Here is a 14,427-nt window from a genome sequence, read left to right on the forward strand (position 1 = left end):
GGCGCAACCTCCACCCCGGATGGGGAAGGAGCCGCGACGTGGCCTTGAAGGACCTGCTGGTGCATCTCGATGGATCGGAGCACGCCGTGGCGCGCCTCGATTTCGCGGCCGGGCTGGCGGCGCGGCACGGCGCGCATCTCATCGGCCTGCATGCGGTGGAAGGCGGGCTGCCGGCGGGCCTGACCTCCGACATGGGCGGCGCCTCGCTCGGCCTGCTGCTGGCGGAGTTGCGCGCGGCGGCGGAAGCCGATGCGGCGCGCATGCGCCTGGCCTTCGAGGACCGGGTCCGCCGCGACGGGCTGCAGGGCGAATGGCGCGAATCCATGGGCATGCCGCCCGAAGCGGTGGCACTGCATGCCCGCTACGCGGACCTGGCCGTGCTCGGCCAGCCGGAGCCCGGCAGCGCCCAGGCCGCGATGAACGAGATGATCCTGGAAGCCGTCCTGTTCACCGCCGGCCGCCCCGTGCTGATGCTGCCCTATGCCGGGCATTTCACCCCGGCGCCGGAGACCGTGCTGGTGGGCTGGAATGCGAGCCGGGAGGCCGCGCGCGCGGTGCATGACGCGCTGCCCCTGATGCAGGCCGCCGGCCAGGTGCGCGTGCTGGCCGTGAATCCCCGCCAGGGCATCGGCGGCCATGGGGAGGTGCCCGCCGCCGATATCGCGCTGCACCTGGCGCGCCACGGCGTCGCCGCCACCGCGCAGCACACGACCGCGAAGGAGGTCCGCGAATCCGACGTGCTGCTGAACAGCGCCGCGGACCTCGGCGCCGGGCTGCTGGTGATGGGCGCCTATGGCCATTCCCGGCTGCGGGAGATGGTGCTGGGCGGCGTCACGCGCGGCATCCTGGCCCGCATGACGCTGCCCGTGCTGCTATCGCATTAATCGATCCCGAACAGCGCCGCGGGATTGGTCGAGGTCATGCGGCGAAGTTCGGCATCGCTGAACCCCTCGCTCTGGACCAGGAGCAGATACTCGCGGAAGGCCTCGACCGGCGGCGGCAGCAGGAAGACGCCGGCATCGGAGGAGAGGATGCAGCGATCCCCCGCGGCGCGGATGCGCGGCGCGAAATCCTGGATGGTGCTGGCGGAGGAGATCTTGTGCTTCTCCTCATCCACATGCGTCAGCCCGACCTGCGTCGCATGGGTCAGGATGAAGAAGCTGAGCTCCACATAGCCGCCCAGCGCCACGATCGCCTTGATCTGGTCCGTGGTGTAGCGCGAGCCATGGGTGCGGATGCGCGTGACGCCGCGCTTCTTCGCCTCCTCCGCCAGCGCCACGGCTTCGCGGCCGGAGACATGGCCGCAATCGAAGACGACATCCTTCTCCGCGCAGAGATCCATGATGGCGCAGACGACATCGGGGACGACGTTGTTCTCCGGCACCTGGAAGGTGGTCTCCAGGAAGGCGGGGCTGCGGCCCTCGCGCTCCGCGATGTAGCGGGTGTGGTGCGTGGGCAGCGAGACGAAGCGCGCGCCCGTGCCGGGGCCATAGCCATAGCCGATCGCGGCCTTGGCCACTTCCAGCGTCACGCCGCCCGCCGTCGGCTGCATGATGACGCCGCCGAAGGCCTGGCAGCCGAGATGGCCGAGTTCATCATTCGCCAGCGCCGCGAAGCCCGACGTGTTCTGGAAGTTGCACATGATGCCGATGGCCTTCATGCCCGCGGCCGCGGCCTGGCGCACGGCCTCGAACACATTGACGCTGCGGCCGTTCAGGTGCGGCGCGCAATGCACATGGCAATCGATGGCGCCCTTCAGCAGGTGGGAGCCGGGCGGGACGTAGGGCATCAGGGCATTCCTTGTCGAACAGGGCGGGTGGCGAGGCGGCGTTCAAGCCGTTCGCCGACATGCTTGGTGGGCCAGCAGATCAGGAAGTACAGCAGCAGGATGGTGCCGAAGCAGAGCAGCGCGGAGAAGCCCCGCGTGTTCAGGATCTTCGCGGCATAGGTCAGCTCCATCACGCCGATCTGGCTGGCGATGGAGGTCGATTTGATGAAGCCGACCGTATAGCCGAAGAGCGGCGGCAGCACGACGCGCCAGGATTGCGGCAGCACGATCGTCCAGAGCACGCGCCAGCGCCCGAAATTCATCGCCTCCGCCGCATCCCATTGCGGCGCGGGGATGGATTCCAGCCCCGCCCGCGCGATCTCCGCCGCGAAGGCCGCGGCCGAGAGCACGACGGTGACGAGCGCCATGGTGAAGAGGCTGACCTGCGTGCCGCTGAGCTGGAAGGCGAAGAAGACGCACATGAGCTTCACCAGGAAGGGGATGCGCCGGAACAGCTCCACATAGGTGGTCGCCAGGATCCGCAGCGGCAGCACGCCGAACAGCCGGGGATGCCGGCAGATCGCGAAGAGGAAGCCGAAGGCGAATCCGATGGTGGCGCCGAGCCAGGAGAGCAGCAGCGTATTGACCAGCGCCTCGCCCAGGAACATCAGGTTCCAGTAGCCGAAGAAGCGGGGGGCTTCCTCCGTGATCTGCGCCCACATCGTCAGATCACCTTCGCCTGCACGCGGAACAGCCAGCGGCCGATCAGCGCCAGCGCCACGCTGCAGACCAGCGTCAGCGCGATGTAGATGACGGCGGTGATGGAGAAGACCTCGAGCGACCGGAAGGTCAGGCTGTTGACGTTGTAGGCCCGGCCGGTCAGCTCCTCCACCGCGAAGATGGCGGCGATGGAGGTCGTCATCACCTGGATGATGAACTGGTTCGCCAGCGGCGGGTACAGCGCCTTGGCGATATGCGGCACGATCACGTACCAGACCATCTGCGGCAGCGAGAATCCCATCGCCGTCGCCGCATCGATCTCCGCCCGGCGCAGGCTGGCGAAGCCGGCGCGCTGGATTTCCGTGAGATAGGCGCCTGCATTCAGCGACATGCCGATGGCGACGGCCGCGTAGGGGGAGAGCAGGATGCCCGCTTCCGGCAGCACGAAGAAGATGAAGAAGACCTGCACCAGCAGCGGCGTGTTGATGAAGAAGGTGACGTAGCCCTGCACGAACCACCGCGCGCCGCGCGGGCCGTAGGAGAGGATGGTCGCGTTGAACAACCCGATCACCCAGCCCACGACGAAGGAGATCGCCGCGAGCTGCAGCGTCAACCAGGCCCCGGCCAGCAGGTAGGGGATGTGGCCGGTGACCTGCGAATAGATGAGCGAATAGCTCATCTCAGAAGAACGGGCTGTGCGGCACCTTGGTCAGCATCGGCCCGTCGAACCACTTCTCCCACAGCCGCTCGATCGTGCCGTCATTATGCAACTCGTAGAGCGCGATGTTCAGCCAGTTGCGGAGCGAATGGTTGTTCTTGGCGACGCCGAGGCCCGAATAGGTCACGCCGAATTCCGGCACCGCCGTCACGTCCCACTGCACCTGGCTGAAGGGCCGCAGCGAGAAGCGCACGCTGTCCACGCCATCGAAGCTGGCCTGGGCGCGGCCCTGGGCGATGGCGCGGTTGCGGTCGGGGTAGTTGTCCAGCAGCAGCACCTGCGCGCGCGGGATGACGCGGGCGATGTAGGGAATGGCGGTGGTGCCGCGCACCTGCGCCAGCGTGACCTCCGGCCTGTTGATCGCCTCCAGGCTCGTATGCCCGCGCCCCGCGACGGCCAGGATGCCGTAATTCTCGGAATGCACGGGCACGGTGTAGTCGATGATCTTCGCGCGCTCGCTGGTGCGGGACATCGCGCCCATCACGAAGTCGATGCGGCCGGAGGCCACCATCGGGATTCGGTCCGGCGATCCCACCGCCTGCAGCGCGAGCCGCACGCCGAGCTTCTGTGCGATGGCGGCCGCCAGCTCCGGCTCGAACCCATCGATCACGTTGCGCTCGTTGAACAGCGCCCGCGGCGGCAGCGTCGGGTTCACGCCGACGCGCAGTTCCTGGGATCGCAACACATCCTCGAGCGGCCTGGCCGAGGCGGCGGTGGGCGTGACAAGCGCGGCGCCGGCGGCAGCCGCGGCGGCACCCCCGACGAAGAGGCGACGACGGTCGGTCATGCAGGCTCTCCCGGTTGGCGGCGTCAGTGCCGCAGGATCTTGGCAGTGAACTCCTTCAGGCGTGGGCTCTGGGGCGCATCGAAGATCTGCGCCGGCGGACCGACTTCCACCACGCGTCCCTGGTCCATGAAGACGACGGTGGTCGCGACCTCCCGGATGAAGGCCATCTCGTGGCTGACGATCAGCATCGTCATGCCATCGGCGTGAAGCGCCCGGATCGTGTCCAGCACCTCGTTCACCAGCTCGGGGTCGAGCGCGCTGGTCACCTCGTCCAGCAGCAGGATGTCGGGGTGCAGCGCCAGCGCGCGCGCGATCGCCACGCGCTGCTGCTGCCCGCCCGACAGCTCATCCGGATAGGCGTTGAACTTCGCGCCGAGCCCGACCTTGGTCAGCAGCGCGCGCGCCTCCTCCTCCACCTGCGCGGAGGGGCGCTTCTTCACCAGGGTCGGCGCGATGGCGACGTTGCGCAGCGCGGTCATGTTCTGGAACAGGTTGTATTGCTGGAAGACGATGGCGAAGCGGTCGCGCGCCGCGCGCAGGCTGGCGCGGCTGCCGTAATCCACCACCTCATCCCCGATCGTCACCTTCCCCGCGCGCGGCTTCAGCAGCCCGACCAGCGCGCGCAGCAGCGAGGATTTGCCCGACCCCGAGGGCCCGATCAGCCCCACCACCTCGCCCTTCGCGAAGCGCAGCGAGACGTCGCTCAGCACATCCGTCTTGCCGCCGTAGCTGGCGGTCAGCCCATCAAGCGCGAGGAAGGCCAAGCCCGCACTCCCAACCCGGTTCCGTTGCGGGGGAGTGTCCTTGGCGGATCGCACCGGCGTCAAGCGAGATAGAGGGCATGGACGTGATCGCACGCCGCGATATGCTCACAAGCGTGGCAGATGATCTTCGCATCGCGGGCATGACGCGCCCCGCACCCGTCGCCTTCACCTTCGATGGCGCGACGCTGCGCGCACCGGAAGGCGAAAGCCTCGCCGCCGCCTTGATCGCATGCGGTATACGGCGCCTCGGCGAGGGCCTCGATCCCGCGCGCCCGCGCGCCGCGCTCTGCATGATGGGCGTGTGCCAGCAATGCCTGCTGCGCGTGGATGGCCGCCTCGCGCAGGCCTGCCTGGTGGCGGTGCGCGCGGGCATGGTGGTGACGCCGGCATGATCGATGTCGCTGTCATTGGCGCAGGGCCCGCCGGCATGGCCGCGGCGACGGAGGCCGCGCAGCGCGGCGCCTCCGTCGTCGTCTTCGACGAAAGCCCCGCCCCCGGCGGCCAGGTCTATCGCGCGCCACCCGCTGGCTATGCCATGCCCGCCGATCCCGACAGGCAGGAAGGCGATGCGCTACGCGCCGCCCTCGCCGCCAGCGGCGCCGTCGTGAAGACGGGCCACCGCGTCTGGGGCGTCGGCGGCGGGCCGCTGGTGCCGCTCGGCGAGGATGCCGCGCCCTTCCGCATCGACGCGCTGGCGCCGGATGGCAGCAACAGCGTGACGGAGGCGCGCGCGCTGGTGCTCGCCACCGGCACGCATGAGCGCATCATCCCCTTCCCCGGCTGGACGCTGCCCGGCGTGCTCGGCCTGGCGGCGGCGACGATCCTGCTGAAGGCGAATGGCGTGCTGCCGGGACGACGCGTGGTGGTCGCCGACGCGGGCCCGCTGCTCTACGCCGTCGCTGCCAAGGTGGCGAAGGCGGGCGCGACGGTCGCCGCCGTCGTGGACCTCGCCGCCACCAGCGAATGGATGGCCGCCCTCCCCGCGCTGATGGCACGGCCCGATCTGCTGGCGCGCGGCGCCGCCTGGCGCGCGAGCCTCACGCTGAATGGCGTGCCGATCCTGACCGCGCATCGCATCGTCGCCGCGGAGGGCGATGACGTGCTGCGCCGCGTCCGCGCCGCGCCGCTCGGCGGCGGCGAGGACCGCGTCATCGACTGCGACGCGCTCACCATCGGCCATGGCCTGGTGCCGGCCACGGAAGCCACGCGCGCCTTCCGCGCCGCGCATCGCTACGATGCCGCGGCCGGCGGCTGGGTGCCGGTGCTGGATGAGGATCGCCGCACCTCCATCGCGCATCTCTACGCCTGCGGCGATGGATCGGGGGTGCGCGGTGCCGCGGCCGCGCCAGCCTCCGGCCGCCTTGCCGCACTCGCCGCGCTGCGCGACCTCGGCCTGATCGATGCCGCCGCGCATGCCACCGCCCGCGGCGCCCCCGCCGCCGATTTCGCCCGTGCCGCGCGCGCCGGCGGCGCCATGGCGCGCATGATGGCGCTGCGCCCGGCCCTCGTCGCCGCCATCCCGCCCGACACCATCATCTGCCGTTGCGAGGGCGTCACCCGCGCGCAGATCGAGGCCGCCATCACCGATGGCGCCACCGCGATGAACCAGGTGAAGCAGTTCACGCGCTGCGGCATGGGCCCCTGCCAGGGGCGCATGTGCGGGGAAGCCGCGGCCGAACTCGTCGCCGCCCGCGTCGGCGGGCGGGAGAAGGCCGGCTTCGCCACCGGCCGCGTGCCGCTGCGCCCCGTCGCGATGGACGCGCTGCTCGGCGATTTCAACTATGCCGACATCCCCGTGCCGAGGCCCGCGCCCATATGACCGCGCCCTATGATGCCGCCGTGATCGGCGCCGGCGTGATGGGCTGCAGCACCGCGCTGCACCTGGCCCGCGCCGGCATGAAGGTGGTGCTGCTGGACCGCGGCGAGATCTGCCGCGAAGCCTCCGGCGTCAATGCCGGCACGCTGACCATGCAGATGACGCGCGCCGCCCTCATCCCCTACGCGCTGCGCGCGCATGCGATGTGGATGCGCATGGGCGAGTGGTGCGATGGCGGCCATGTGCAGGCCGTGGATTGCCCCGGCCTCTCCGTCGCCTTCACGGAGCATGAGGTGGCGATGCTGGAGGAGCGCGCGCATTTCCGCCGCCAGGCCGGCGCGCCGATCGAGATCGTCTCCACCGCGCGTGCGCGGGAGATCGAGCCGGGCCTCTCCGACAAGGCGCTGCTCGCCGGCCATTGCCCGATCGACGGATTCACCAGCGCCTACCTCACGGGTCGCGCCTTCCGCCCCGCGCTGCGCAATGCCGGCGTCGATCTGCGGGAGCGCTGCGCCGTGCGCGGCGTGCAGCCCGGCTTCTCCCTCGACACGGAAGCGGGCGAGATCCGCGCCACGCGACTCGTGCTGGCCGGCGGCGTCTGGCTGCAGGACATGGCCGCCTGGCTCGGCATCACCCTGCCGATCAAGGTGCTGATCAACCAGCTCGTCGTCACGGAACGCCTGCCGCCGGTGATGCGCACCGTGCTCGGCGTCGCCTCCGGACTTCTGAGCCTGAAGCAATACGCCAACGGCACGGTGCTGATCGGCGGCGGCTGGCAGGGCATCGGGGACCGGCAGCGCGGCGGCCTCGCCGTGAAGCCGGACAGCTTCCTCGGCAACGTCCGCCTCGCCGCCCACACCATCCCTGCGCTCCGCGATGCGCGCGTCGTGCGGTCCTGGCTGGGGCTGGAGGCCGAGACGGCGGACGCCCTGCCCGCCATCGGCCCCATCCCCGGCGTGGCGGATGCCTGGATCATCGGCAGCGTCCATTCCGGCTACACCAGCGGCCCCTATATGGGCAAACTCCTGGCCCAGGCCATCTGCGGGCAGGCACCCGAACTCCCGCTGTTTCCCATCGACCGCCTGCTGGCGAAGGACCAGGCCGCATGATCCCCGAAGGTTCTTCCCGATTTCACGGCATCTATCCCTCCACCGTCCTGCCGATGCGGCCTGATTTTTCGCCGGACTGGGACGCCTACGCCGCGCACACCGCGCATTGCACGCTGCGCGACGGCATCGCCGGCGTGCTGATGAACGGCCATGCCGGCGAGAACTTCGTGATGACGCGCGCGGAGAAGAAGCGCGCGGTGGAGGTCACGGTCGCGACCGTCGGCGCCTCCCGCATCGTCGTCGCCGGCGTGAATGCCGAGAGCAGCCTGGAAGCGGCGGCCGAGGCGCGCGACGCCCGGGAGGCCGGCGCCGACGCCATCATGGTCTTCCTGCCCAACAGCTTCGCGCTCGCCCATTCCACCGCGCAGTCGGTCCTGCACCACCTGACCATCCGCGATGCCGTGCCCGGCATGCCGATCTGGCTCTTCCAGGCCCATCACGCCGCCGGCCGCATGGGGTTCACGCCGTCCACGCTCGATGCGCTGCTCGACATCCCCGAAGTCATCGGCATCAAGGAAGGCGGCTGGGAAGTCGATGGCTATGACGCGCTGCGCCGCCAGGTGCGGGCGAAGCGCCCCGATGTCGCGGTCTGCGCCTCCGGCGACGAACACCTCTTCGCCTGCTACGTCCATGGCTCCGACGGATCGCTCGTCTCGCTGGCCGACCTGATGCCGGATGAGATCGTGGCGCTCGACGCCGCTGTCCGCGCCAACGACCTGCCCCGCGCCCGCGCCCTGCATGAACAGCTTGAACCGCTGGCGGAGGCGATCTACGGCGCGCCGCCCGGTGGCCGCGCCACCGCCCGCCTGAAATTCTGCCTGGTCGAGATGGGCATCATCCCCTGCCCCGCCATCCGCCCGCCCCAGCCGCCGGTGGAGGGCGAGGAAGCCGCTATGCTGCGGGCAGCGATGAAGGCTTCCGGGCTGTGAGGCGCCGCTCCGCATAGCGGCCGAGATTGGCCAGCACGAAGCTCACGCAGAAATACAGCACCAGCGCCGTGCCATAGGTCAGCAGCGCGGAGAAGCCGCGCTGCGTCAGCATCTTCGCGGCGAAGGTGACCTCGATGAAGCCGATCTGGCTGACCAGCGACGTCTCCTTCACCATCGACAGGATGTGGACGATGGAGGGCGGCAGGATCACGCGCCAGGACTGCGGCAGGACCACGCGCCACAGCGTGGTCAGCGCGCCGATATTCATCGTCAGCGCCGCCTCCCATTGCGTGCGCTTCACCGTCTCGAACCCCGCACGGATGTTCTCGGCGGCCAGCGCCGACATGCGCAGCGCGACGGCGGTGACGGCGATGACCCAGAGCGGCGCCTCCAGCTTCGCGAACTGGCTGAGGAAGAAGACCAGCAGCAACAGAACCAGGAAGGGGATGCGGCGGAACAGCTCCACCCAGAGGATCGCAAGCGCGCGCAGCGGCGCCACCGGCACCACCTGCGGCAGCCGCAGCACCGCCATGACGAAGCCGATCGCATAGCCGATCGCGCAGCCCGCGACGGAGGCCAGCAGCGTATTGCCCAGCGCCTCCGCCAGGAATCTCAGGTTCCACCAGGTGAAGAACCTGGGGGCCTCCATCAGGATGATGTCCCAGGCCGACATCAGAAGGCCTTCGCCTTCACGCGGAACAGCCAGCGCCCGACCAGCCACAGCAGGGCGGAGGCGATGATGGTCAGCACGACATAGATCACGGCGACGACGGAGAAGATCTCGACCGACCGGAAGCTGATCGCATTCGCGTTCAGCGCGCGGCCGGTCAGCTCCTCCACCCCGAAGATCGCGGCCATGGAGGTGCCGAGCGTCATGATGATGTAGTGGCTGGACAGCGCGGGATAGAGGGCGCGGACGACATGCGGCGCGATGACGTACCAGACCGTCTGCGCGCGGGTGAAGCCCAGCGTCTCCGCGGCATCGAGCTCCGCGCGCGGCACGCTTTCGAACCCCGCACGCTCGATTTCCGTGAGATAGGCGCCGGCATTCAGCGTCATGCCGATCAGCACGGCGGCGACGGGGGACAGCGTGATGCCAGCCTCGGGCAGCGCGAAGAACAGGAAGAAGATCTGCACGAGCTGCGGCGTGTAGGTGAAGAAGCGGACATAGGCGATGACGGGGATGCGCGCCGCACGCGGGCCGAAGCTCAGCACCGCGGCACCGACGAGCCCGATCAGCAGCCCGCCCGCGAAGGCCACGGCCGCGATCCACAGCGCCGTCAGCGCGCCCAGCAGGAAGTCCGGCAGGTACTGGAGGATCTGGCCGTATTGCAACGTCATGCGGAACGCCGTGCCTCAGCCACTCGCCGCCCCCCGCAAGCCTGCCGAGGCTTTGCCTCGGCAGGGCAGACCATCCGTCGAGAAGAAGCAACCATCACGGGGCCCCCGCGGCAACGCGCAGCGTTGTCGTGGGGAGAATCAGAACATGGGATTGAACGGAATGGGCGTCGTCATCGGGACGCCGAAATACTTCTCCCAGGTCTGGTTCACGAAGCCCGTCCGATGCAGTTCGAACAGGATGACGTTCAGCACGTCCTTCAGCGCGGTGTTGCCCTTCTGCACGCCGATGCCGACCCAGAAGCTGGCCAGCACCTGGTCCAGGATCTTCCACTGCACCGGGAAGTTCCGCATCGGGATGACGATGGATTCCGCCACATCCACCATCGCATCCGCCCGCCCCTGCGCCAGGGCGCGGAAGCAGTCGGGATAGTTGTCCAGCAGCGTGACCTGCGCCTGCGCCGCATTGGCCTGGATCCAGGGCACGCCCACCGTGCCCCGCACCTGCACCAGCCGCACCGCGCGGTTGTTGAGGTCGGCCGGCGTGTTGATCGGCACCGCCGTGCCGCTCTGCTTGGTCAGCACCACCATGGATTGCGTGTGCAGCGGCACGGTGTAGTCGATGACCAGCGCGCGCTCCACCGTGCGGGTGATGGAGCCCAGCACGATGTCGATGCGGTCCGACTGCAGGAAGGGGATGCGGTCGGGGCTGCCGACCTGCACGATCTCCAGCTCCACATTCATCCGCCGCGCGATCTCCCGCGCGATATCGGCGTCGAAGCCGTCGATCTGGTTGCGCTCGTTGAACAGGCCCATCGGCGGCAGCGTCGGGTTGATGCCGGCGCGCAGCCGCCGCGTGGACAGGATCTGGTCGAGCGGCCGTGCCTGGGCGCCCAGCACGGGCAGCGCGGCAGCGCCGGCGGCAAGACCGAAGATATGGCGGCGGTTCATGCTGGGATCCCTTCGCGGATGATCGGCGCGGCCACGAAGGCTATGCCGCGCCCGCAGCGGCGAAAAGGCCCGCGCGGCGTATACTCAGCGCCCCAGCGCGCGCCCTGCCAGCGCCGCGAGCAGCCCTGCCGCCAGCAGGGGCAGCGCGGCCAGCGGCCAGGCGATGCCGGCCAGCGCGCCGATCGCCGGCGGCGCCAGCAGCTGCGCCAGGTTGTTCCCCTGCATCACCAGCCCGACCGCCGGCGCCACCAGCGCGGGCGCCGGCACGGCGCGCGGCAGGATGGCGAAGCAGGAAGCCGGCACCAGCCCGCCGACGCCGCAGGCCAGCACCGCCAGCGCCGTCGCCGCCAGGGCGGAGGGCACCAGGTAGACGGACGCCGCGGTGACCGACATCGCCATCGCCCCCGCCACCACCAGCCGCTCCGCCGCCACGCCGCGGGCCATCAGCGCGCCGGAGGCCAGGTTGCCCCCCGCATTGGCCAGCGCCGCGATGGCCGCCGCCACCCCCGCCACGCCCGTGCCGGCGCCGAGGCTTTCCAGCCGCGCCGGCAGGAAGGCCGCGATGCCGAGATACATGATGTTGTAGGTCGCGAAGGCCGCCGCGACCTGCAGCGGCCGCCTGGCCGCGACCAGCGCCCGCACCTGCTGCCCCATGGGCCGGAAGGCCCCGGTGGGCGCCACGGGCGCCGGCGGCACCATGCGCCAGCAGGCAATCCCCGCCAGCGCGAGCAGCACCGCCAGCCCGCCCCAGGCCGCGCGCCAGCCGAAGCCCGCCACCACCGGCGCGCTCGCCAGCCCGATCGCGACGCCGAGCGGCATATAGGCGCCCCAGATCGCCATGGCCGTCGGCCGGTCCTTCGGCGTCGCCAGCCCCGCGATCAGCCCCGGCGCCGCGACGGTCAGCAGCAGGAAGCCGGCCCCCTCCGCCACCCGCGCCGCCAGCAGCGCGGCCGGCCCCGGCGCCAGCGCGGCCCCTGCCGCGGCCACCGCGCCCAGCGCCAGGCCCGACAGCAGCGCCCGGTTCGGCCCGATCCGCGCCGCCGCCAGCCCGATCGCGAGCCCGCCGACCGCCGCCATCAACGCGAACAGCGAAACCAGCAGCGCCGCGCCCGCCAGGCCGAGCCCGAATTCGGCGCCGATGGTCGTCATCGCCGCCGGCACCTTGCCGATCTGCGCGGCGCCCAGGATGCCGCCGGCCAGGATCGCCAGGATGGGGGGCCAGCGCGTGGTCATCGCTGGCCGGGAGGCTCAGCCGCGCCGCTCGATCAGTTCCACCTGCACGCCATCCGGCGCGCCGAAGAAGGCGATGCGCACGCCGGGCCGGGCCTCCCGCGGGCCGTCCAGCAGGGGCACGCCCTTGGCGGCCAGGGCGGCGACCGCCACGTCCATGTCCTGCACGGTCAGCCCGATATGCTCGATGCCGAGGAAGGGCGGCTTCGGCGGCGCATGGGTGCCCGGCGGCACCTGCTCGATGAAGACCGGCACGCCGTGCAGGTCCAGCACCACGCGCAGCTTGCCGCCGGGCGTCATGCGGGCCTTGATGGTCGCGTCGAAGGCCGAGACATAGAAGGCGGCGGCGGCCTCCGGGTCCGGGCTGCGGAGGTGGAGGTGGTCGAAGCTGTAGGGGCTGCTCATGCCGGCAGTCTCGCGCGACCAGGGCGGGCTGAAAAGACAGCAGCGGGAGGCTGGTAATTTTATGACTGACGATATACGTTATTCGTCATGAACACGAGCACCCTGCCACTCCGCCGCGGCGCCAGCGCCGAGGAAACGCGCCGCCGGATCGAGGACACGGCGGAGGCGCTGTTCCGCTCCATGGGCTACCAGAAGACCGCGGTGGCCGACATCGCCCGCGAACTCGGCATGTCGCCCGCCAACATCTACCGCTTCTACGCCTCCAAATCCGCGATCAACGAGGCCATCGCCTCCCGCATGCTCACGGGGGTGGAGGGCGACATCTGGACCATCGCCCGCGGCCGCGACGCCGCCAGCGAACGCCTGCGCCTGCTGCTGCGCACGCTGCACCAGCGCCACATGGCGCTGTTCTTCAGCGAAAGGCGGCTGCATGACATGGTGACGGCCGCGATGAACGAGCATTGGGGCGTGGTGGAGCGCTTCATCCACAGCATCCAGACCGCCATCCGCCACGTGCTGATGGACGGCCTGGCGAGCGGCGAGTTCGGTGGCATCGATGCCGAGGCCACGGCCCAGTCCATCAAGCAGGCGACGCTCGCCTTCACCCATCCCGGGCTGATCGCGGAATGCATGGCCAACATCAAGTCGGACGCCGAGCTCGCCCAGGACCTAGAGGCGATGTTGGACCTCATCCTCCGGGCCCTCCGCCCCTGATGGATACCGACTGACGATTATTGACTTTCGTCACTCCATAACCATACTGGGGCCATCCCGATCGGGAGAGGTCCCATGCCCGCATTCCCCCGCCGCTCCGCCGCCCTGCTGCTCCTGCTGCCGCTTGCCGCCTGCAAGGGGGAGGCCTCGGCCACCGATTCGCCCCCGCCCCAGCCCCGCGCCGTCCAGGTCGCGGAGGTCCGGCTTTCGGGCGCGGAGGCCGTCACCGCCCATACCGGCGTCGTCCGCGCGCGGCGGGAGGTGGATGTGGGCTTCCGCACCGGCGGCCGGATCGCGACCCGCCTGGTGGAGGTCGGCCAGCTGGTCGAGGCCGGGCAGGTGCTGGCCACCCTCGACCCTGCCGACCTGGCGCTGAGCCTCCGCGCGGCAGAGGCCGACCTCGCCTCGGCCGAGGCGCAGTCCCGCCAGGCCGCCAATGACGCGGCGCGTGGCCGCCAGCTTCTCGCCGCCGGCCATGTCTCCCAGGCCGTGGACGACCAGCGCCAGGCGGCAGCGCGGGCGGCGGCGGAGCGTGTGATCTCGGCCCGCGCGCAGCTGGACCTCGCACGCAACCGCCTCTCCTACGCCACCCTCCGCGCCCCCGGCCCGGGCTTCGTGACCTCGCTGCTGGCGGAAGCCGGCCAGGTGGTGCCCGAAGGCCAGGCCGTGCTGCGACTGGCCGATCCGGCGGAGCGCGAATTGCTCGTCCGCGTGCCCGAATCCGCCCTGCCCGGCCTGGCGCAGGCCCGGGCCGAGGCCCGCTTCTGGGCCCGCCCCGACACGGCGCTGCCCGCCACGCTGCGGGAAGTGGCGCCCCAGGCCGATGCCACGCTCCGCACCTATGCCGTCCGCTTCGCGCTGCCGGAGGCGCCGGACTGGGTCGCGCTCGGCATGACCGGCACGGTGCGCCTCGCGGTGGCGCGCGACGCCGCCGCGACCCTGCCGCTGACCGCGCTGCATGACCGCGGCCAGGGCCCTATGGTCTGGCGCGTGCTGGATGGCGGGCGGATCGAGGCCGTGCCCGTCTCCGTCCGCGCCATCGCGGAAACCACGGCGGAGGTCGCCGGCCCGCTGACGCAGGGCGACAAGGTCGTCGCCATGGGCCCGCAGGTGCTGGACCCCGGCCAGCGGGTGCGGATCGTGCAGTCCCGCCTTGCCAGCACGCTGCGCTGAGGGAG

At 70.8% G+C, this 14,427-nt stretch carries 17 protein-coding genes; 7 read left to right on the forward strand and 10 right to left on the reverse strand.

Annotation, left to right across the window (positions count from 1 at the left end):
* Positions 1–38: 38 nt before the first annotated feature.
* Complete coding sequence (locus JJI54_RS18035) at positions 39–884, forward strand: universal stress protein (protein ID WP_203074425.1); 846 nt, start codon at positions 39–41, stop codon at positions 882–884.
* On the opposite strand, the gene JJI54_RS18040 is transcribed toward JJI54_RS18035, so the two are convergent.
* From JJI54_RS18040 to JJI54_RS18060, 5 genes are read right to left on the reverse strand one after another with little or no spacing between them, the layout of a single operon-like run.
* Positions 881–1,789: a DUF6282 family protein gene (locus JJI54_RS18040; protein WP_203074429.1), complete on the reverse strand. Its 909-nt coding sequence runs from the start codon at positions 1,787–1,789 to the stop codon at positions 881–883. The genes JJI54_RS18035 and JJI54_RS18040 overlap by 4 nt on opposite strands.
* Entirely contained in the window at positions 1,789–2,490 is a 702-nt protein-coding gene (locus tag JJI54_RS18045; RefSeq protein WP_203074430.1) for an amino acid ABC transporter permease, read from the reverse strand. The genes JJI54_RS18040 and JJI54_RS18045 overlap by 1 nt, the downstream gene beginning before the upstream one ends.
* A 2-nt stretch (positions 2,491–2,492) precedes the next feature.
* Positions 2,493–3,167, reverse strand: a complete 675-nt coding sequence (locus tag JJI54_RS18050) for an amino acid ABC transporter permease (protein WP_203074431.1) — start codon at positions 3,165–3,167, stop codon at positions 2,493–2,495.
* A gap of 1 nt (position 3,168) precedes the next feature.
* Positions 3,169–3,993, reverse strand: a complete 825-nt coding sequence (locus JJI54_RS18055) for a transporter substrate-binding domain-containing protein (RefSeq protein ID WP_203074432.1) — start codon at positions 3,991–3,993, stop codon at positions 3,169–3,171.
* A gap of 23 nt (positions 3,994–4,016) precedes the next feature.
* On the reverse strand, positions 4,017–4,757 hold the full coding sequence (locus tag JJI54_RS18060; protein WP_203074433.1) for an amino acid ABC transporter ATP-binding protein: 741 nt from the start codon (positions 4,755–4,757) through the stop codon (positions 4,017–4,019).
* A 113-nt stretch (positions 4,758–4,870) separates the two neighbouring features.
* Here JJI54_RS18060 and JJI54_RS18065 point away from each other — a divergent pair, with 113 nt between their 5' ends.
* From JJI54_RS18065 to JJI54_RS18080, 4 genes are read left to right on the forward strand one after another with little or no spacing between them, the layout of a single operon-like run.
* Positions 4,871–5,149 (forward strand): (2Fe-2S)-binding protein, encoded by a 279-nt coding sequence (locus JJI54_RS18065; protein ID WP_318987528.1) that lies wholly within the window; start codon positions 4,871–4,873, stop codon positions 5,147–5,149.
* Positions 5,146–6,576 carry an FAD/NAD(P)-dependent oxidoreductase gene (locus JJI54_RS18070; protein WP_203074435.1) on the forward strand — a complete coding sequence of 477 codons (1,431 nt, stop codon included), beginning with the start codon at positions 5,146–5,148 and terminating at the stop codon, positions 6,574–6,576. The genes JJI54_RS18065 and JJI54_RS18070 overlap by 4 nt, the downstream gene beginning before the upstream one ends.
* Positions 6,573–7,682 (forward strand): NAD(P)/FAD-dependent oxidoreductase, encoded by a 1,110-nt coding sequence (locus JJI54_RS18075; protein ID WP_203074436.1) that lies wholly within the window; start codon positions 6,573–6,575, stop codon positions 7,680–7,682. The genes JJI54_RS18070 and JJI54_RS18075 overlap by 4 nt, the downstream gene beginning before the upstream one ends.
* Complete coding sequence (locus tag JJI54_RS18080; RefSeq protein WP_203074437.1) at positions 7,679–8,611, forward strand: dihydrodipicolinate synthase family protein; 933 nt, start codon at positions 7,679–7,681, stop codon at positions 8,609–8,611. The genes JJI54_RS18075 and JJI54_RS18080 overlap by 4 nt, the downstream gene beginning before the upstream one ends.
* On the opposite strand, the gene JJI54_RS18085 is transcribed toward JJI54_RS18080, so the two are convergent.
* The 5 genes from JJI54_RS18085 to JJI54_RS18105 all read right to left on the reverse strand — a co-directional run bounded on the left by JJI54_RS18085 (position 8,574) and on the right by JJI54_RS18105 (position 12,535).
* Complete coding sequence (locus JJI54_RS18085) at positions 8,574–9,284, reverse strand: amino acid ABC transporter permease (protein WP_203074438.1); 711 nt, start codon at positions 9,282–9,284, stop codon at positions 8,574–8,576. The genes JJI54_RS18080 and JJI54_RS18085 overlap by 38 nt on opposite strands.
* Positions 9,284–9,952: an amino acid ABC transporter permease gene (locus JJI54_RS18090; RefSeq protein ID WP_203074439.1), complete on the reverse strand. Its 669-nt coding sequence runs from the start codon at positions 9,950–9,952 to the stop codon at positions 9,284–9,286. The genes JJI54_RS18085 and JJI54_RS18090 overlap by 1 nt, the downstream gene beginning before the upstream one ends.
* 138 nt (positions 9,953–10,090) lie before the next feature.
* A complete protein-coding gene (locus JJI54_RS18095; RefSeq protein WP_203074441.1) occupies positions 10,091–10,900 on the reverse strand; it encodes a transporter substrate-binding domain-containing protein in 810 nt (269 codons plus the stop codon).
* A gap of 84 nt (positions 10,901–10,984) precedes the next feature.
* Positions 10,985–12,133, reverse strand: coding sequence for an MFS transporter (locus tag JJI54_RS18100; protein WP_203074442.1), 1,149 nt, complete (start codon positions 12,131–12,133; stop codon positions 10,985–10,987).
* Positions 12,134–12,148: 15 nt separating this feature from the next.
* Positions 12,149–12,535, reverse strand: coding sequence for a VOC family protein (locus JJI54_RS18105; protein ID WP_203074443.1), 387 nt, complete (start codon positions 12,533–12,535; stop codon positions 12,149–12,151).
* A gap of 87 nt (positions 12,536–12,622) precedes the next feature.
* Between JJI54_RS18105 and JJI54_RS18110 the strand changes: the two genes are divergently transcribed.
* Both JJI54_RS18110 and JJI54_RS18115 read left to right on the forward strand, forming a co-directional pair.
* Positions 12,623–13,249 carry a TetR/AcrR family transcriptional regulator gene (locus JJI54_RS18110; protein ID WP_203074444.1) on the forward strand — a complete coding sequence of 209 codons (627 nt, stop codon included), beginning with the start codon at positions 12,623–12,625 and terminating at the stop codon, positions 13,247–13,249.
* A gap of 75 nt (positions 13,250–13,324) precedes the next feature.
* Positions 13,325–14,422, forward strand: coding sequence for an efflux RND transporter periplasmic adaptor subunit (locus tag JJI54_RS18115; RefSeq protein ID WP_203074445.1), 1,098 nt, complete (start codon positions 13,325–13,327; stop codon positions 14,420–14,422).
* Positions 14,423–14,427 lie beyond the last annotated feature (5 nt).

Origin of the sequence: Falsiroseomonas ponticola, from assembly GCF_016805305.1 — a bacterium.
Taxonomy (GTDB): Bacteria; Pseudomonadota; Alphaproteobacteria; order Acetobacterales; family Acetobacteraceae; genus Falsiroseomonas; species Falsiroseomonas ponticola.

Excerpts from the sequence above, each read along its gene's own strand:
- JJI54_RS18115 (WP_203074445.1), top strand. The coding sequence starts at position 13,325 with ATGCCCGCATTCCCCCGCCGCTCCGCCGCCCTGCTGCTCCTGCTGCCG.
- JJI54_RS18095 (WP_203074441.1), bottom strand. The coding sequence starts at position 10,900 with ATGAACCGCCGCCATATCTTCGGTCTTGCCGCCGGCGCTGCCGCGCTG.
- JJI54_RS18070 (WP_203074435.1), top strand. The coding sequence starts at position 5,146 with ATGATCGATGTCGCTGTCATTGGCGCAGGGCCCGCCGGCATGGCCGCG.
- JJI54_RS18100 (WP_203074442.1), bottom strand. The coding sequence starts at position 12,133 with ATGACCACGCGCTGGCCCCCCATCCTGGCGATCCTGGCCGGCGGCATC.
- JJI54_RS18055 (WP_203074432.1), bottom strand. The coding sequence starts at position 3,993 with ATGACCGACCGTCGTCGCCTCTTCGTCGGGGGTGCCGCCGCGGCTGCC.
- JJI54_RS18085 (WP_203074438.1), bottom strand. The coding sequence starts at position 9,284 with ATGTCGGCCTGGGACATCATCCTGATGGAGGCCCCCAGGTTCTTCACC.
- JJI54_RS18040 (WP_203074429.1), bottom strand. The coding sequence starts at position 1,789 with ATGCCCTACGTCCCGCCCGGCTCCCACCTGCTGAAGGGCGCCATCGAT.
- JJI54_RS18105 (WP_203074443.1), bottom strand. The coding sequence starts at position 12,535 with ATGAGCAGCCCCTACAGCTTCGACCACCTCCACCTCCGCAGCCCGGAC.
- JJI54_RS18075 (WP_203074436.1), top strand. The coding sequence starts at position 6,573 with ATGACCGCGCCCTATGATGCCGCCGTGATCGGCGCCGGCGTGATGGGC.
- JJI54_RS18045 (WP_203074430.1), bottom strand. The coding sequence starts at position 2,490 with ATGTGGGCGCAGATCACGGAGGAAGCCCCCCGCTTCTTCGGCTACTGG.
- JJI54_RS18090 (WP_203074439.1), bottom strand. The coding sequence starts at position 9,952 with ATGACGTTGCAATACGGCCAGATCCTCCAGTACCTGCCGGACTTCCTG.
- JJI54_RS18050 (WP_203074431.1), bottom strand. The coding sequence starts at position 3,167 with ATGAGCTATTCGCTCATCTATTCGCAGGTCACCGGCCACATCCCCTAC.
- JJI54_RS18110 (WP_203074444.1), top strand. The coding sequence starts at position 12,623 with ATGAACACGAGCACCCTGCCACTCCGCCGCGGCGCCAGCGCCGAGGAA.
- JJI54_RS18080 (WP_203074437.1), top strand. The coding sequence starts at position 7,679 with ATGATCCCCGAAGGTTCTTCCCGATTTCACGGCATCTATCCCTCCACC.